This is a genomic window from Paenibacillus sp. MDMC362 (assembly GCF_003269305.1).
Classification (GTDB): Bacteria; Bacillota; Bacilli; order Paenibacillales; family Paenibacillaceae; genus Paenibacillus_AQ.
In genome coordinates this window covers 71,815-91,051 of record NZ_QLYT01000025.1, presented here as the reverse complement: position 1 = coordinate 91,051, position 19,237 = coordinate 71,815, and the positions used below count along the sequence as shown (strand labels likewise).

The window sequence follows — 19,237 nt, the reverse complement described above, 5'->3', positions numbered from 1 at the left end:
AATGTGAATACATCTTTCTCTCCGTTAAATAAAGTAACTTTATAAAGTTTATTTATTTAATATGCAGCAGCATCTTTTCTTTGTCAAGATCCAACCACAGTAACCCCCGAATTTAATTCCGAGGGTTCCGATCAACTGCAAGATCAAGGGTCGGCTCCAATTCTTGCAGGGTTAGCCAGCACATGCCTGCCTCAAAGTCCTCTTGAAATGTCTGCTTCAACACCACTTCAGGATAAGATGGCATGGGGTGATGATGCCGATAAACTTCCCATGCCCGAGTCCAAGCTTCCGCCTCTATTCTGTATTGATAAATCACGATTTTGTCAGGAGCCAGAACGGCATTGACGGTATGTATAATATGACATATGGCATGCACAAACTTCTCCGTTGTCATCTCGCGATTCCAATCCACGCCCATGGGCAAAAATTTGATCTCTCCAGACATGCCGTTCTTTCCTTTAACAATCTTCCCGTCGAGATAAATAGCCATGCCAGGCGGATATTTCATTGGAAAATAGATGCCGAGCATACACTGGTCTTCTTCCAAGCTCTCCTTCATCGAATATCCGCTTATGGCTGCATTCACGTCGTTCTCGACTATAACAGGCAGTCCAAACTGAGATTCAATCTCTTCAATCATGCGAAACCCCGTTAATTCTTGATGACTGCTTACCGTAATTTCTCCATTGACAGCCTGTCCCGGGATACCGATGCCAATGACCTTTATGGAGGGATATAGCTCAACGAAATGCTCAATAATCTCATAAAAACGCTGTCGCTCGAACACTGGCAAAATGTATTCTTCTTTGGCCAACAGGTCATTTTCCAAATTCACCACAGTTGCGGAGATTAGCTCCGCTCCCTGCTTCTCCTTCAAATAAACGACAAGAGCAAGGCTGAAATTATAATTGTATCTATAAGTTAGCGCGGGTCTTCCGCCATTGGATGGAACGGGATCGTCTTCAAACAACTCCCCAAGCTCATACAGCTCCTTGACCAAGGAATTCACCGTAACTACACTCAGCTTGGTCAGCGAGGCCAATTGGGGCTTCGTCGCCGTTTCGACACGCTTCATGACTTTGCGGACATGATTTAAATTGATTTCTTTCATTAAATTAGCGTTTGCTTTTTTCATAGGCCCCCCTGTACACCTGTCTCATCCATAATCGAAGTCATCCTTATAATAAACTACTTTTGCTGTTATTTAAAACGACACGATCCTGCATATACAACAAAAAAAGCCGCAGAAACCATACGGCTTTCATGTTGCTCAAGGCCTTTTGGCATTAATGCGTAGCGGCCTCTTGTTCTTCCGGAAGCGGCATGCCCGCTTCGATCAAACGCTTGTTGCGTGCGAAGAACACAGTAAGGACGAGCATGAACAGTCCGGTACCGACCAGCAGCCATTCGATTTTGACCACGTCGGCAAGCGGTCCGAATATCAGCATCCCGATGGGCATCATGGAAGTCGAAATCATCCCGAAGACACCGAATATACGTCCCAAATAATTTTCGTCCACCTTCTCCTGCAGCATGACGGTGGTCGGCGTATTAAATATGGGCATCGCTACTCCGAACACGGCCATAATGGCTAAGTAAATCCAGAATACAGGGACAATGCCGAGCGCAAAAGTGGATACGGCCATGATGAGGCTGGCAATCGCCATCGTGTACACTTTATTTTTGAAGCCGCCCCATGACGCGATGATCCCTCCTCCTGCCATCATGCCGACGGAAAACGCGATCTCGATTGCCGTCAAGCGCCATACGTCGTCACCGAAGCTGCGGGTAACCTGCAGCGGAGTCAGAAAGGCAGCAGGTGCCATAAGCACAAAGAAAATAGCGAAGAAAATAAAAAAGGATTTTAAAAAGGCATGCTGTTTAATATACGCCAAGCCCTCCTTGAAGTCGTCCAGGTAGCCTGTGCTTTGCGTATCAGAAGCCTTTTTGTGCAGGGGAATTTTGAGAAAGACAAACAAGGTGAAAATTGCGATCGCAGCCGTAACGACGTCGATAAAGAAAATCACCTCGATCGTTGCCATGGTGAGCAAAGCGGCGCTGACGATGGGTGCTACGAACATGGTCAGGGCTTGTAGACTGCCGTTGATGCCGTTAACTTTGGTTAGCTTCTCTTGCGGCACGATTTGAGGCAATATCGCTCCGACCGCGGGTGTCTGAATGCCTGCCCCGAGTGCGCGTACGGCAGAAATGACAAACAGCAGCCAAACCGCTTGGTAGCCAAGCATAAACGTAATGGCCAATATCAGCGTAACCACCGCGATCATAGCATCCGCAATCATAATGAGTGATTTACGGTTGTAGCGGTCCGCCCAAACGCCTGCAAACGGCGACAGCAAAAACGTCGGAATGAATCCGCAAATAATATACAGCGTCATCATGAGGCCTGACTGCGTAGTCAGTGTAATGTACCACATGATGGCATATTGCACCAAGGCAGAACCAAACAGCGACAGTGTCTGGCTGCTTAAGAAGAGAATGATATTCCTCTTCCAATGGATTTTCTTATCATCTACGATTTCTGACATCGTCCCACCCTTTCGTGTATGATCTTAAGCGAATTATACTCATTTTAACTTAAAATGAAATGCGAAATTTCTTCTTAATTGCTCATTTTATCGATTATAATTCGCCTCAATGGATCGGCACGATTGGACAATGGCTTCAGACGGACTGAAACATGCTGTTGCATGAGAGTATCAAGCGCCAATCCCTGGTTGTTATCCATAGCATCTGGAACTTGACGATATCGTCGTTCAGATCCTTCAGGGATTCCAGCTTCTTCTCCTTGGATCAGCTTAGCGCTTCGGTCAGAGTCATGCTCCACGCTTCTTTTACATAGCGATGATGTATGATCGAGGCTTTAACCCTCGTGATTCGATGATTGCGTAACTTCTTTTGAAGCAAAATAAATCGGGTTTGTCACTGCCGCCATCGACAGCCCATCCGCCTGTTCGAAAATCCGCCAAATTTCAGCCCGCAAAAATCTCCTATGCATGGCGTTAACCGTCAGTGTAACGCCTCCTTCCGAGTCAACAGAAGTTTCTTCCTCGAGCCCGCGCTCGCTGTATATTCGGATCAGATCGCCAGCAATCAAACCATTCAGTTGAACGATCACCTCGTGATCAGCATGCTCATAGGGCACTTCATCACCAACTCCGTATTCGCCGCACTGAAGGGTGGCAAATGGGCCGTCAGGCGAATAAGTGATGACGACATGGCCTTCCGCAATGCCGTTCAGCACGCCTTCCACCGTTTTTTCATCGGTCCAGACCCATACGCATGGCATCGCATGTTTTACATGTGAATCCGGTCGATGCACATCGCTTCCCCCTACGGCTACCAGGCGCTTTCCGGTAACGAGCTGCTCCTGCCACCAAGAAAGCGCGCGTCTGTTGTGCTCTCTCCAAGGTCCGTTCCAAATTTCTACCCAGTCGTAATCCACCTCGAAATCCCATTCCCACGGGCAGTTATCGCAGTGCGTATGGTTGAGCACAATCTTGGCTCCCCGTTCGCGGGCGACTCGAAACTTCTCGTGCACATCGGAAATTCCCGATACGCGAAAATCATCCATAGGGCTCGTCACGCCAAGAAAATTACTATGACCATAATTCGTCGTAAACTCCGTACCCGGTATCATCAGTACCGAGGTCCCGCGGGGATACGCAAGGTTTTGACTGTTCGTATTGTGATCGGTCATGGCTATAAAATCGCAGCCCAGACTCTCCATCATGGCCGCGTTCTCTTCCAAGGTATAAGTGCCGTCGCTATGAACGCTATGCGTGTGAAGATCTCCCTTCAGCCAGCGCGATGTCTTGTAGGTAAACTCGATTTGTATCGTGACCGTACAACCCTGAACGGGAACCTTGTATGCGTTATGGAGAATAGCCCAATTTCCTGGAGCCAACCGTCCAGGCAGATATCCTGGAGTCGCTTGATTCAGACCGATGCTAAATTCATGACGTGCCCCTCCGCTCCAGCCTCTTACTCTCTCGGCGTCCCGGATCCCTAGATCAATGACGGCTTTTGCGGCATCACCGCCGTGGGATTCCACCAGATAGCTCACGTGGATTTCTTCGACACGCTCCGGCATTTGGAACGGAACTTCGATATACGTACTTTGTTCCGAATGCTCAATATATCGTTTGAAAGCCGATGTGTTCATTCGCTCGCTTTGTTTGGTCATACGACTGCCTCCTCAATTCTGCTTATTCTTTATTTGCGCCGACAAACATTCCTTTGACAAAATACTTTTGCACATACGGATAGATGACGATCAGCGGAAGAAGGGCAATGACAATCCCTGCCATTCTGACATTGGTCGTAATAAGAAAATTGCTCGAGGTCGAATCGGTATCGACGATGAGCGATTTCAACGCGATCTGCAGCGTATATTTGGACGAGTCATTTATATACAGGAGGGCTGGCGTGAATTGGTTCCAGCGGCTGACAAATTCAAACAGCGTAACTGTTGCCAGCCCTGCTCTCGCAAGCGGCAAGTACATCGTAAAGAAAATCCGAAGATCCCCGGCTCCGTCGATCCGCGCAGATTCCGACATCTCGTAAGGGACGCTCAAAAAGAAATTTCGCATGAGCATGACGCTGAACCCGGATACGAAGCCAGAAAGTATGAGTGAGGACAACGTGTTCAGAAGTCCTAAATCCTGATTCACGATATACAGCGGAATCATGATCGCCTCGCTCGGAATCATCATCGTTAACAGGATCGCGGATAACATCCACCTTTTTCCGGGAAGCCCTTTTTGAATCAGCACATAGCCTGCCATAGAACTTAGGAACACATGACCTACGGTACCGACAACGGTCACAATGACATTGTTCGTAAATGGCAAATAAAGCTTCATGCGGTTCCATACCGTGGAGAATCCCTCCAGGCTGAATTCCTTAGGCCACAGTACGATCCCGGGCTGCATGGAAGCAAAATTTGATGAAAATGCAAGCGCAAGCGTATTTAAAAAAGGAATAACCATGGTTGACACGAGCAGAAGGAGGAACAGAATATTGACCACATCAAACACACGGCCCGGCAAGCTGATTTTATTCGTTGGTTTCATATACCGACTCACCCTTCATCGTAGCGGATCACCGCTCTTGTTACATACGTTAGCGCGAATGTTGCCAAAATCACCAGGAAGCCGGCCGCCGTAGCAGGTCCAACGCTAAATTCCAATATCCCCTTTTGGTAGGTGTACATCATAATGACATCGACTTTATTGGCAATGGCGCCGTTACTCATCACGAATATTTGATCAAACAAACGCAGGATTCCCAACACGTTCAACATAATGACCACTTTCATGGTGGAGCGAAGCATCGGTATGGTTACGAATCGTATCTTTTGCCAGCGACTGGCTCCGTCCATGCTCGCAGCCTCATAAAGCGATGGATTGATGTTTACGATGGCGGCCAGGTACATAATGCAGGTGTATCCCATTTCTTTCCATCCGGAAGTCAGGATCAAGACGAAGCGGGCATAACGGTCCGAAGACAGGAACCCGACCGATTGGCCGCCGAAGAGCTGAATGATTTGGTTCACGATGCCCGTATCCGGAGACAGCAGTAGAATCCACATCCCGCCTACGACCACCCAAGAGAATAAATGAGGTAAATAGACGATCATTTGGGTCATTTTTTTGAACCAGGCGGAAGCCACTTCATTTAAGGAGAGCGCGAGAATCAGCGGCAACACGAAGTTGATGATAAAGCTTCCGGCGCCGATCACGATCGTATTCTGAAAAACTTCCCAAAAAGCCGGATCCTTTAGCACACTCAGATAGTTATCGATGCCGATAAACGGACGATCTCCGATAAGCCGGTAATCTTGAATGCTGATAACAAGTCCCCGGGCAAGCGGATAAAAGGAAAAAATGAGGAAGTAGGCCAGGATAGGAAGCATCATAAAATATAGGGTTTTGTATTTGAATATGGCTTTCACGGAATTTCGCCCCCTTATTAAAAAAATAAAGAAGGGCGCGGCGTCATCACCGCCCCTCCTCTTCATGCTTTAATCGATATGTCCGCCTGCTTTAAGCTCTTCTCGCATTTTCTTTACGGCGTCGGCAGCCGGCATCTCGCCCATGATCGCTTTGAAGGAATATTCATTGATAATCTTCTCGGCATTCGCCCAGTTCGGAGGCGTTAATTCCAAGGAAGCGTATTGATCGACGAGATCCTGCGCTTCCTGGACGCCCGGCAGTTTACCGAAAGGCGGTTCGACGTTGCGGTTATACCAGAAAGGAACGCCATGGTCGGAAGCATGCTCTTTACCGGTTTGGGTCAGTTCGTATTTGCCGTTGGCAACCGTGTAATCCACATACTTTATGCCTAAGCTGCCCAGCGTAATACCTTCCTCGGAATGCCACCATTCAATGAATTCAAAGGCTGTTTTCGGATGCTCCGCATTGACGGGAATAACCCAAACATCCGGATCGCCTCTGCGCAGCATGTGGTTGCCGTTCGCGTCGGCTGCACCAGGCAAGCCCTTCGCTTCGAATTTCGTATTGGGATCTTGCTCGTGGCGCGTATTGTTCAGCATGCCTACCCAAGCATCCCAGTACGTAATCATGCCGACACGGTCGGTCAGGAACAGGTCTCGCATTTTACCGGTGTCGTTCGTGGTAAAGTTCGGATCCAGAATGCCTTCCTCAAAAAGCTTGTTCAGCCATTCATAAACCGGGATGGCCGCATCTGTAGAATATGGAACGTCCAGCTTGCCATCCGCCGTTTCCACATATCGTTGTTTCAAGCCCGCTGCGCTGAAGAACCCCTGCAGCTCATACATGCCGGCCGTGCTGAGTCCGTACGTGTCTTTTTTGCCGTTTCCGTCCGGATCTTGTTCGGTGAACGCTTTAAGGACGTTGTAATAATCGTCCAGCGTTGCAGGCTCCGGCAGGTTTAATTCGTCCAGCCAGTCCTTGCGAACGATCGGCATCGTTCCTCCCTGATACTTGGTGAACACGCCGTAGATCTGGCCATCCTTCGTCTTTACTTGTTCCCACTCATTCGCGGGAATGACGTTTGGATCCGACAGCCTCTTGGAGCCGTTCACTTGATCGGTCAGCGGCGTAAGAATTCCTTGTTCAACGAAGGTGGACATCTTCTCTTTGCTGATTTGCAGCAGGTCGAACTTTTCTCCGGAAGCGATCGCTGCAAGCAGCTTCTGGTCATAGTCAGCAGCCGGCTTGTTCATCGTTACCTTGATGCCGGTTAGACGCTCGATTTCCTGCTCGAACTGCGTATTCTCTTCAGGCGTTTTGCCGCCGATGACCCCCGTCATGATTTTGAGCGTGCGTTCTTCTTTCGATGCAGCTTGCGATGCGGCATTGCTGCCCTCCTGAATGCTGCTGCCTGGACTCGGGGAACAGCCCGCAAGCAGCCCACCGAACAGAGATACGGCCATGATCGCGATCATGATTTTGTTTCGTTTAACCAAGCTAACCACTCCTTATTCGTCATTAGGAAAGAACTTTGCAGGAATCCCTCACTACCAGCTGTGCGGGGATAATGATTTGCCTGTGGACACGTTTATCGCTTATTTTCTCGATCAACAGCTTGGCTGCTTCAGCTCCAAGCGTCTCAGCCGACAACTCCACAGATGTCAGCTTTGGATTCATATCTTGAGCTAAAATCGCATCATTGCTGAGGGCGATGACCGATAGCTGTTCGGGCACCTCAATATCAAGCTCCCTGGCTGCCCTCAGCACGCCAAGAGCTACTCTGTCCGTATCGGTAATGATTGCCGTATAATTCATGTTTCCATAGGTATTCATGATGGACATGTATCCGTATTCCGTACCGTTGGCATGCAGCCTGTGGTTGTAGTACATCACGTACTCTTCGCGCATCGGCAGACCGTACTGGCGATAAGCTTCCAATAAGCCATGTTTTCGATCATAGGACACAGTCATATCGGAGGCTGCATTCAGGAAGAGGATGGATTGATGTCCTCCTTGAAGCAAATAATCTCCTACCTGATGAGCCACGTTCGTGTTGTTGTTATCCACGTAGCTGATCGAATCGTCATATGGATCCGAGCGCCCCACCAGCACTAGGGGTGTGCCCATCATCAGATACCGTTGGATACGTAAATCATTCTTTCGCGGGTTGAGCAGAATGACCCCATCGACAGGATCCTGCGAATACATCGTAGGATCATCGTGCTCGGGCAAAGTGTCGAGCACTAAGCGGTAGCCCTGCTTGGAGCATTCTTTGATGACACCGTTAATCAACTGAGTATCGAAAGCCGTCATCGTCCCATCAGGCGGGAGAGGGATCTTGAGGCCGATGCTCATCGTCCTCTTGATCGCGAGGCTTCGGGCCAGATGATTCGGGAAATATCCCAGCTCTTGGGCTACCTCTAGTACCCGCTCCGTCACTTGCTGGCTGATCGGCCTTTTTTTGCTGAACACACTGGATACGGTCCCTTTGGATACTCCAGCCCTTCTGGCAACGTCATCAATGGTAGCCATCTATGGTTGTTCCTTTCTCTAGCAAATTCTCATTATCTGCTGGATCATTAAACCGGTTTAATAACCCTACGCCATTGATTGTAAAAAAGAATAATTTAATAGAATGCAGGTTTTTGTTAATTAAAAATTAAAATCTCTGCACCAACTTGATGAGGGATGCTGCTCTCGTTTTCCCGACAAACCAAAAAAAGCCACCTATTAGGCGACTTTCTACGCATGTATATTCATGTAAAACCAACCCCTATCGTATCCGGGTTTCCATATTAGGTGATTTCTCCCCGATCGAGCTCTAGGCTCGTTTTGAACGCATCGCCTTACATTGAGTTATGCCTTTATCGTTCATGAGTTTTACGTACTCCTCTGACTCTACGGCATAAATCGCGACTTTCCCTTGAGGGTCATGATGAATACCCCAGCCATTGCGTTTGCCCAGGGACGAGGTTCGGAGACAAGGCTGCCCTTTGGAGAAAAACTTCTCGCGAGCTGCTGCTCTTTCCTGCTCCGAGATTTGATTGCGCTCCGCAAACACTTCGTATAACACATCCTCTTGCGTGTAGCGGTAAGGGTGGTTCGACAGCATCTCATACTGAATTACCGGGATGGTCCTCGACTCGCCTTTCGCTTTCGGAACGATTGCCGCGCTGACAGGGCAGTCTTCGGCAACTTGAATAAAGGTGTCGTAATAATTCATATCTTTCATATGTAAGAGTTACCTCCCATTCATGTTGGTTCTCTCGTGCTAACTTTCCCTTAGCAACATCATATCCTCATTTTGTTTGGAGCGATAGTCCTTAGGGATTCGCATCGGTATATAGCGGTACGCATCGGTCACATCGATTATTTTCGGTTGGCATCGGTTTACAGCGGTTCGCATCAGGTCACATTGGTTTGTATCGGGTCGCATCAGGTCTCGTGCCTAATTATGAGTAAGAAGCTATTATACTAACTCCGTCCGGACCATGGTTCCGCTATTTGCGTCCAAAGGTGCTAAATATAAGATTAAGCGGACACAGGTTCCGCTATTACCGGTATATCGCCGCAAAAACAGAAATAAAAACGAGAATAACGGATTCTGTGTCCGCTAAGACATGAAATTGGTGAATTTGTTGGGAAATAGCGGACCTCCTGTCCGCATACATCAGTGCACCTGCCTATTTTTACTTCCAATTTGAAAATAGGGCTATTGTTAATTGGGCTCTTATTATCGCTGCCACAGTTGATCCTTTAGAAGAACCCGATGTATTTATCCATATAAACCATCTTATTCATATAACCATCTTATCCTTAAACTTCTTCGTATCCATCACTTTGGTGGAGTATTCTATTGCATGTATTTTCCCCTTGATATGGAAAATAAAATCCTAAACGACTGGAAGAAACAGCAGGGACCTGTCGATTGACGGGTCCCTGCTGCTTCTGTGCATTCCTGCATCTCGCGAGAAAACTAAACCTTTTCCAGAAGAAAGTATGGTTACGTTCTCTATTCGCTTATGCCAGGTCTAGCTTCGTTTCTAGTCCATATTCACCTGCCAGGTTAATGCTTCGTATCGAGTCCATAACCGCTTACTCCAGGTCCAGCTTCGAATCCAGTCTATATTCACCTATGTCAGTTCTGTGCTTCGAATCCTGTCCAAATCCACCTAGGCCAGGTTTATGCGTCGTATCGCTTCCATATTCACTTTCGGTTTGCGCTCGATCGTCAGCAAGCCGTTCACTTCCTGTTGAACGTCCGTAATTTGCGTATAGCAGAATCCGCTCACGTATGGCAAATTTTTAATCGCTTGCGTAATTCCTTCGTATCGCTTCAAAAATTCGTCCTCGTTACGAACCTGATTGCCGTAGCCCCAACCCTCTTCGCTTGTAAAGGCGATGCCGCCGTATTCGCTGATGATCACAGGCTGGCCTCGATAGCCATACCCCTGCGCGAATGGATAACGATGCGTGTTATGCGCGAATTTGTTGCCTAACAGCGCGTCTTTGTCCCGATATCGCTCTTCCAGCATAGCGCCTATCTCTTCATAATCGTGGAGTGTTATGATGTCCGAAATCGTATGTTCCCAGCCGTCGTTCACGATGACCGGCCGCATCTGGTCGAATGCCTTGGTCAAGTGATAGATCGATTCCGTAAATTGCTGCTGCTTGCGGTCGGTGGCGATGTCAGTTATCCCCCAGGACTCGTTGAACGGCACCCATGCAATGATGGAAGGATGATTGTAATACTGCCTGACGACAGCCATCCACTCATTCGTGAATCGCTCAACCGCATCGTCCCTGAATTCGTAGGTTGATGGCATCTCCGACCATACCAGCAGCCCTTTGCGGTCGCACCAATATAAGTACCGGGGATCCTCCAGCTTCTGATGCTTGCGCACACCGTTAAAGCCAAGGGCCAGCGTTTTGTCGATGTCCTCCAGCATCGCTTCCTCCGATGGAGGCGTCAAATGCGTATCGTTCCAATAGCCCTGGTCCAGCAGCAGTCTCTGATAGATCGGTGTATGATTCAGTATGACCTGATCGCCTACGATCCGGATGCTCCGTATGCCGAAATAAGAATAGGCCGTGTCGATCGGCTTTCCGTGTTGCTTCAAGATCATCTCGACGTCGTATAAATTCGGATGGTTCGGATGCCACGGCTTGATCTTCCACTCGCCCACGGCCTCGTTAACAACGCTCACGTCAATGGCGACGGTGCCGCGCTCTACGCTCGTTTCCGTTGATCGGATCAGCTTACCGTCAAACCGGATGATGGTCTGCAGGGTCAATCCCTCGTAGTCCTGCCCTACGTTGCCCAGTTCATAACAGAAATTGGCCGACCCGCGTTCCAGCTCCGGCGTTATTTTTACCCGGTTAATATGAATCGGATTCACGTACTCGATCCATACTGTCTGCCATATCCCCGTCGTCTGCACGTACCAGCAGCCGAAGTTGTCCTTCATCCACCGCTGCTTGCCGCGCGGTTGGGTACAGCTGCTGCTGTCCACGGCCCTAACGGTAATCCTGTTCTCCAGGCCGACCTCAACCGCATCGGTAATGTCGAAGGAAAAGGCTGCGTATCCACCCTCATGCGTGCCGACTTTGTTTCCGTTGACCCACAGGGTCGCCGAGTAATCGACCGCTTGAAAATGCAGCAGGATACGTTTGCCTGCTTCCTTGGCAGGTATGGCAACCATCCGCTCATACCATACGCAGGGATGGAATGATTCGTCCGCAATGCCGCTTGCTTTTGTCTCAAACGCGAAGGGGACCGTAATTTTGCGGTCGGCATCAAGACGGTCGTACCACTTGCCGCTTTCCCCTTCCCATGCATCGTCAAAACGGAAATCCCATTCCCCGTTCAGATTTTCCCAGTTTTCACGCACGAATTGCGGGCGAGGGTAGTCTTTAATATATTTGTGCGAGCTAGACATTATGTTCCACTCTCCATCTTCTGTTAGTTTATCGTTTCTATTTCGTATCCATGGATTCCACCGTTAAGTCGCCGAGCTCGATCTGTTCCGCATGAACCGATCGGAGGCCTACTCTCCCCTGCATGAATGCCCGGGGATCATCATAGGTCAGGACCGGCTCTTCCCCGTCCTGCACATATACGCGAATCGTGCCTCGTACCGCTTCAATTCGCAAGCTTGCCGGCTCGTTTGCTTCAAGCGAAACCTTGACGCTGTGCAGCAATTCGGAATCGTAGTTATGTTTGTACAGCTCAAGCTTCGTAGCGCTGACTGCAAGGAAATATCCCATCAGCGAATCGCTCACTTGATCCCGGAAATCCGACTCGTTAGTCACTCGAAAGAGCACGCCCGCCTGACCGGACGGATCGTCGCCCAGTTTGACGGTCGTTCGGATGCGATAATCGGTCCAAAGGGCGCTTCCTCCATACATCTTGGCATCGGAATCGGCTGCGCCGGCATACCCGCCTTCCGTTTCGATCCATTGGCCGTAAACATCCTCGGAGCTTGTTTGTTCCAGAAGATGCTCCAACTTGAACGGTTGCATGTCGACCAGTTCGAAGTCCATCGTTTTCCATTCCATCGTATGGTCGCTGTCCAATTGAATGGCAAGGCTATGTAATCCTTTTTCGAGCTTTAGAGACCCAACCCGAATTTTAACCCAAGGTTCGCTGCCGCTACCCGAGTAATGGCTGCCGTCAATTTTATAGTTGTCGACCTTCTTATCGTCCACGAGCAGCTTGAAGGATGTCGGCCCCATTCCGGCCTTGACCGTCAGGTCGAGCGCATACGTTCCGAATTCCGACACGTTCACGGCATAACGCAACCAGTCGCCTTTTTCCGTCAGCGAAGCCGAATAGCTTCCATCCTCTGCCATCTTAATCGCCGTACCGTCCGAACCGCGCCATGCGCCTGCTTCCGATGGATGGCGGACCGAGAAGCCTCTGCCTTCACCGCTTAAGTAGTGTACGGCTTCCATGCTGCCGGGAAGCGGTTTGGCCGTTTCGAAGTCGCTGCTGCCGGAGGCGTGATTCGAGAATGCCGTATACGAAAAGCTCGGCTCGCCGGTTTGGTATCGATAACCGATTTTACCTGGTCCGAACGGTACCGCCGATTGATCCAGCTTCAGAACGCCGTCCAGGTAAACCCGCAGCCGATCTTCTCCGCGCTCGACGCGAATCGTGTGCAGCTTGGACCAATCCGTATCTGTGGGAAGCTCCACCGTGGCAAGCACCTTGCGGCTGCCGTCCTGCATTCTGCCTAAGGATAACCCGTTTTGCTCCGGATCGATTTCGGCGAACCCGTATTGATTCGCGTCCTGATACGCAAACAACGCGGCGACGTGGGCCTTCGAGGGAACCAAGTTATATTCGGCAGTAAAGATTCCATCCGTGCTCACCTTGCTAATGATTTGTGCACTTCCTCCAGAATCTGATGCTTCCCAACGGCTTTGATCGATGGCCTCTGCGTCCAGCCTATCAGCAAAGACCGGCCCTCCCGGGACGGGCTGATCGTAATTCGTAGGCCCCAGAATCTCCATCTTGTCTCCGTTGAATACAAGCCGGTCGATGTTCATCCGACGTACGGGCGGGCCTTCCTGGGATCTTCCCGTCAAGTTATGATACACAAGATAATAGGAATCCAGATCGGGCCCCATTACCGTCGAGCTGTGGCCAAGCCCGTAAAAGTCCGGCTTAGTGCTGATGACGAGCGGGTTGTTGGCCGGAATACTGTACGGGCCAAGCGCCGAATCATGCGACACGGCATAATGAATGCGGTAACCTTTGCTGAACACATGATTGCCAGTATAGGTCATATAATAGGTTCCGTTGCGTTTGATGATCATGGACCCTTCCGTCCAATGTCCCAGATAGGGCCCTGGGATCGTCTGTCCTACACCGAAATCGGCCGGTCCGTTCATCGGAACGCCGACAATGCCCGACGAACCTGCATGCGTAAACAGCCAGGAGCCGTCTTCGTCGATAAACACCGAGCCGTCAATGCTCATCCCAACGTTGTCCGAGATCCGTTCGAACGGGCCTGTCGGCGATTCGCTGCGAAACACATAATGCCCCTTTCCTGCCGGAGACGTGTAGAGATAGAACCAGCCGTTCCAGTAAATCACTTCAGGTGCGTAGGCGCCGGTCGATACGGGATCCTCCGTCACCAGCCCCGCATACCTCCAATCAACCAGATTGTCCGATGTCCACGCCTTGATGCCCGTCCGGTGATCCTTTGTACTGACATACAGATAATAGCGGCCGTCATGCCGCAGTATATACGGGTCCCCGTTGCCGTAATCCTCCCATTCTTCCTCTAGGGAAGGAAAAGGATTGGCGTACATCTTTTCATTGTAAATGTCCAAATCGACCGCCTCCGGTTTCGTTCTTGAGTCGCATCCCGACAATGCCAATCCGGCCGCTAATCCTAACATACCAAGACAACAAACGATCTTCGACAGGCGCGGCATACTTATTGGCATGTGCCTCACCCCTTGATTCCGCTGATTGCCATCGACTCGATAAAGTATCGTTGGCAGAAAAAGAACACAATGATCACCGGCACCATGGCGATGATAGCGGCCGCCATGATCATCGGATAATCCGACTGGCCAATGTACATCGCCTGCATGGAAGCGATCAGCACTTGAATCGTTTGCTTCTCGGGCGTATGCAGGTAAATCAGCGGACCGAGAAAATCGTTCCAGATGCCCATAAAGCCAAGGGCGGCTTGGGCGGCGAGCGCGGGCTTCATGATCGGCAGCGCGATCTTGAAGAAAATGCCCGGAAAGCTGCAGCCGTCGATCTTCGCCGCTTCGATCAATTCCGTTGGCATCGCGCTTTGCAAATATTGGCGGATGAAAAAGATGACAACGATGTTGCCGAACAGGCCAGGTATAATGAGCGGCAGCAGTGTATCCACCCAATCCAGCCTGGAGAATCCGATATATTGCGGTATCATAACGACCGAATACGGAATCATCATCGTCCCGAGCAAACCCATGAACAGCATGCCTTTGTAAGGAAATTCGAATTTGCCAAAGGCATAGGCCGACATCGCGGATATCAGCATCCCGATCGTCAGGACGATCACCACGATGATCAAGCTGTTCATAAATCCATGCAGCAAGGGCGACTCCAGCCAAACCTTCGCATAGTTGTCGAACGTAAACGGATCGGGAATCCATTGTGGAGGAATCTCAAATACGTTTCGCCGATCCTTTAACGAGGTCGATATGGTCCATATGAACGGTGCGACCATAAAGATCGAACCGCATAACAACAGCAGCAGCGACCAGAGGTCCGTCATTTTTTCCCGTTTCACAGATTTCCCCCCTAGTCTTGGTAAACCCATCGATTGGAAAGTTTAAATTGAATGAGCGTGACGATAAAGATGAGAATGCCCAGTACCCAGGCCACCGCGCTGGCATAGCCCATGTTGAAGTACTCGAACGCGTGCTGGAAAATGTAGTAGACGACCGTAGCCCCGCTGTATTCCGGTCCGCCATCCACCGCAAGCACGTAAATCTGGCTGAATGACTGGAACGCACCGATGATGCCCATAACGATGACAAAAAAATGAATAGGCGTGAGCAGCGGGATCGTAATTCGCGTCAGCTTGTGCCACGCACCAGCGCCATCGATTTCCGCAGCCTCATAATACGTCGAGGAGATCGATTGCAATCCTGCAAGATACAGCACCATGTTCCCGCCGATGCCGCTCCACAGCCCGATCAGGATGAGCGAAGGCTTCACCCACTCCGGCTTGCCCAGCCAGTTAGGCCCGCTAATGCCGAACGTTTCCCACAGAAAGTTGTTGAGCAACCCGTAATCCTGATTCAATATCCACTGCCACAGCAGGGATACCGCGATAATCGGCGATATGACCGGAAGATAATAAATGGTGCGCATGAACGAGATGCCGGCGAATTTGCGGTTCATCAAAATAGCCAGCAGCATCGACAGTATCATGCCGAGCGGAATGCCAATCATCAAATAGACCGTATTGTACAACGATTTGTACACTTTCTCGTCTTTCAGTAGATCCTTATAGTTTGCGAGCCCCGTCCACTGCGGATCGGTAAGCATATCCCATTTGTGAAAGCTGATATAGATCGAGAACAAGATCGGCACAAGGCCGAACAAAAGAAACCCGAGAACCGGCGGAGCGACAAACAGATACAACCATGCCAGTTCTCTTCTGCGATACCCGCCTAGCTTGGTACCCATATTCATTCCACCTTCGCCTGTATTTCGTTATGACAGGATGTCCGTTCGGCGGGGGGCGCCGATATGAATGATTGACGCCACCTGCCTTGCGGCATTATTTATTGCCTTTGTCGTACAGCTCCTGCATCTTCGGCTGGATCTGGGCCGTAAAGTCTTTCGCCGACATCTCACCGTTCCATACTTTGCTCGCGTTCTGGTTGAACATATCCATCCATTGTGTATCCTTAGAGAAAGCTACCACGTCCGGACGTCCGTAATCTTGGATAATATCGAGGAATACTTGACGTGTCTGCGGTCCTTTGTCCATTTCCTTAAATTCGCCTTCCGCCATGTCGATCAGGTTAGGAACCGCTTGGCCGAGCTGATAGTTTTCGCGCTGCCCTTGCTCATCCAATGACAGGAAGGCCGCCAAGTCGAACGCTTCCTGCGGGTGCTTGGATTTCGCTGATACGGCAAATCCCATTGAGCCGAGCCAGGTCGCCGTTTCTCCCGTATTCGGGCTTGCCGGCCATGCCGCAATGTCCCAGCCAAAAGGCAGCTCCCAGAATGCAGGCTGATCCCAAGGACCCATCGCAAACATCGCCAGCTGGCCGTTAATAAAGCGGGTATATGCATTCATCGCTTGCTCGGCTTCCTGATTCGGGCTGACCTTATGCTTCAGGTTCAGGTCAGCAACAAATTGCATCGCCTCATAAAATTCGGGCTCGTTCACCTTTACCGTGCCGGTGGCGTAATCGATATATTCACCGCCGTTGCCCCACACCGCCGATTCCAGGCTGTAAGCGCCTACACCATATTGATCGGGCTTTCCGTCGCCGTTATCGTCGACCGTCAGCTTTTGGGCTGCTTCCAACATGTCGTCCCAGGTCCATTCCCCTGCCGTTGCGGAAGGGTATGGCACCCCCGCTTCGTCAAACAAATCCTTGTTATAGACAAATGACCATGGTCCTACGTCCTTCGGCAGTCCGTACACATCTCCGGCGCCGACCTTGCTGCCGTCAAAGCGGTAGCGGTCCATCGCCTGCTTCCATACGTTATCGGGATTAAACAATGAGGTCTTATCCAGATAGGACTGAATGTTGAGAAGCGTTCCGGCCTCCGCGAAGCGATAGAATTCAGGGCCTCCGACGTAGAATACGTCCGGAACCTTGCCGGAGCTGATCAGCGTCGTCATCTTCTGTGAGTATTCGCCTGGCGGCACCGAAGTGTATTTAACGGTGACGTGCGGATTCTTCTCCTCGAAGGAAGCGATCAGCTTTTCAAAAATCTTTTTTTCGTTCGGATTGCCGTGGCCCATAAACTCAATCGTCACAGGTTCTTTAGGGTCCTGCCCGGCGGATGCTTCACTGCCTGGTGACGAAGTGTCCGGGGTGGTTGGTGCAGCCCCGTCATTTGGTCCATTGCCGCCGCTGCAAGCGGTTAACGCGAACATCAGCAGCAGCATGATCATGCCTGCGAATTTGTTCTTCGATTTCATGCGATTCCCCTCTTCTTTAAAAGATGTGGTGTAAGCGCTTTACGAAATCATAGTAACTTATAATAATATAATTTCATATACTATATTTAGTATAAAATTAGGACTGCCCTCTCTTTTTCGATCCTTCCCCTTATTCTTTCACCAGCATGACCGGCACCACGATTCTTCTCGCTTCAAAAGCCCCTTCGATCTGCTCAATTAGCAGCTCTACGGTCAACCGGCACATCTCCGCCTCGTTTTGGCGGATATACGGCACATTCGGCAGATCCGGCGGATCGAACGTGATCAGCTCCAGTTCGTCCGGCACCAGTCTACGCGATGCAACTGCCGCTTTATAGGCATTTCTGCACAGCTCCGTATTGACCGTAATGATGCCGGTAATATGGGGATTGTCATCTATAAACGCCCTGATGTGTTCGACGGATTGACCCGATGCGATCTCATCCAGCGGGAGGAGACACCATAAGCTTTTGTTGATCGACAATCCATGCTCCAAAAATGCCTGCTCAAACCCTTGGGCCCTCTCGTCCGTCACCGTATTCGTAATTTCGGGAGAGATGAACGCGATAGACGAATGGCCTTTGTTAAGCAAATGCTCAACGGCTTCCCTTGTGCCGTTTACGTTATCCGAGCTTACACTGTACGTCTTGATCTCCTTTAAGAACCGGTCGATCAGAACGAAGGGGAAACGGTCCAGCGAGAGCCTCAGAATCGAATCGTTGTAGGTCTCGTTTTCAACCGGAAAAATGATCATGCCATCCACCCCTTGCTTGAGAAAGGACGAGATGACCTTGGATTCCTCGAGCTGGGATTCGCGCGTAATCCTCAGCATCACTTCATAGCCTGCGGCAGACGCATATTTCTCGATGTTATCCAAAAAACGCTGGTCCACTTTCGTTTTCATCGTCGGCAGCACTAACCCGATCCGCCCGCTTTTACCCGGACCTGCCGTCCATTCTCCCAACTGATCAATCGCCGTGGCGTGCTCCGGCCTGCTCATGACAAAGGTGCCCTTGCCCTGAATCCGGACGAGCAAGCCTTCCTCCATCAGTCCAACAAGCGCATTTTTGCTTGTAATTTGACTGACGCGGTAACGTTCGGACAGTTCCTTCTCCGAAGGGACCCGGTCGCCTTCCCGCAGCTTGCCGATGGCAATCAGCCGCTTGATATCTTCCTGAATTTTTTTGTATAGCGGCAGAGATTTCAATGCCCATCACAACCTTTATGATTTAAATAGTATATTTAGTATATTATTATAATATAACTTGGCATTTGTAAATGATTAAAACATCAATCGAGAGGAATCCGAAGGAGACTGACTGCTCTTAGCTGAAGTTTTTAGACGCATATCACAGCAGGAATTTCGAAAGGCAATCCTTCTTTATGATAAGAAAAACCTCTATCGAAGCACTCTCTCAGATGACAGACCGCCTATATAGGATGTTTTTCTTGCGATAGGAGGAAGGCCCAAGCTTCGAATTCTATACTCTCTGATATCTTCAAAAAAAACGGTCTGAACTAAGTTCAGACCGTTTCTTGGCGGGCCATTTCATTGAATCTTAAATTGTACTAGGTGAAGTC

Annotated in this window: 14 protein-coding genes; all 14 read right to left on the bottom strand. The window is 49.9% G+C overall.

Annotated elements, in window-relative coordinates; all coding sequences use genetic code 11:
• Positions 1-112: 112 nt before the first annotated feature.
• Positions 113-1,135 (bottom strand): ROK family protein, encoded by a 1,023-nt coding sequence (locus DP091_RS14365; RefSeq protein ID WP_113058941.1) that lies wholly within the window; start codon positions 1,133-1,135, stop codon positions 113-115.
• A gap of 151 nt (positions 1,136-1,286) precedes the next feature.
• Entirely contained in the window at positions 1,287-2,546 is a 1,260-nt protein-coding gene (locus DP091_RS14360; RefSeq protein WP_113058940.1) for an MFS transporter, read from the bottom strand.
• 335 nt (positions 2,547-2,881) lie between these two features.
• Positions 2,882-4,204: a CehA/McbA family metallohydrolase gene (locus DP091_RS14355; protein WP_113058939.1), complete on the bottom strand. Its 1,323-nt coding sequence runs from the start codon at positions 4,202-4,204 to the stop codon at positions 2,882-2,884.
• A 22-nt stretch (positions 4,205-4,226) separates the two neighbouring features.
• Positions 4,227-5,093 (bottom strand): carbohydrate ABC transporter permease, encoded by an 867-nt coding sequence (locus DP091_RS14350; protein ID WP_113058938.1) that lies wholly within the window; start codon positions 5,091-5,093, stop codon positions 4,227-4,229.
• A gap of 8 nt (positions 5,094-5,101) precedes the next feature.
• Positions 5,102-5,974 (bottom strand): ABC transporter permease subunit, encoded by an 873-nt coding sequence (locus DP091_RS14345; protein ID WP_113058937.1) that lies wholly within the window; start codon positions 5,972-5,974, stop codon positions 5,102-5,104.
• Positions 5,975-6,043: 69 nt separating this feature from the next.
• Positions 6,044-7,480: an extracellular solute-binding protein gene (locus DP091_RS14340; RefSeq protein ID WP_258394511.1), complete on the bottom strand. Its 1,437-nt coding sequence runs from the start codon at positions 7,478-7,480 to the stop codon at positions 6,044-6,046.
• A 13-nt stretch (positions 7,481-7,493) separates the two neighbouring features.
• A complete protein-coding gene (locus tag DP091_RS14335) occupies positions 7,494-8,507 on the bottom strand; it encodes a LacI family DNA-binding transcriptional regulator (RefSeq protein ID WP_113058935.1) in 1,014 nt (337 codons plus the stop codon).
• Positions 8,508-8,796: 289 nt separating this feature from the next.
• On the bottom strand, positions 8,797-9,207 hold the full coding sequence (locus DP091_RS14330; RefSeq protein ID WP_113058934.1) for a DUF6157 family protein: 411 nt from the start codon (positions 9,205-9,207) through the stop codon (positions 8,797-8,799).
• Positions 9,208-10,147: 940 nt separating this feature from the next.
• On the bottom strand, positions 10,148-11,914 hold the full coding sequence (locus tag DP091_RS14325; protein ID WP_113058933.1) for a glycoside hydrolase family 2 protein: 1,767 nt from the start codon (positions 11,912-11,914) through the stop codon (positions 10,148-10,150).
• A gap of 37 nt (positions 11,915-11,951) precedes the next feature.
• The gene (locus DP091_RS14320; RefSeq protein ID WP_258394510.1) at positions 11,952-14,432 is read right to left on the bottom strand and encodes a family 43 glycosylhydrolase; all 2,481 of its coding nucleotides are present in this window, start codon (positions 14,430-14,432) and stop codon (positions 11,952-11,954) included.
• Positions 14,433-14,437: 5 nt separating this feature from the next.
• Positions 14,438-15,274 carry a carbohydrate ABC transporter permease gene (locus DP091_RS14315; protein WP_113058931.1) on the bottom strand — a complete coding sequence of 279 codons (837 nt, stop codon included), beginning with the start codon at positions 15,272-15,274 and terminating at the stop codon, positions 14,438-14,440.
• Between the two features lie 11 nt (positions 15,275-15,285).
• On the bottom strand, positions 15,286-16,179 hold the full coding sequence (locus DP091_RS14310) for a carbohydrate ABC transporter permease (protein ID WP_113058930.1): 894 nt from the start codon (positions 16,177-16,179) through the stop codon (positions 15,286-15,288).
• A 94-nt stretch (positions 16,180-16,273) separates the two neighbouring features.
• Complete coding sequence (locus DP091_RS14305; RefSeq protein WP_113058929.1) at positions 16,274-17,656, bottom strand: ABC transporter substrate-binding protein; 1,383 nt, start codon at positions 17,654-17,656, stop codon at positions 16,274-16,276.
• A gap of 130 nt (positions 17,657-17,786) precedes the next feature.
• Positions 17,787-18,863, bottom strand: coding sequence for a GntR family transcriptional regulator (locus DP091_RS14300; RefSeq protein ID WP_113058928.1), 1,077 nt, complete (start codon positions 18,861-18,863; stop codon positions 17,787-17,789).
• Positions 18,864-19,237: the final 374 nt, after the last annotated feature.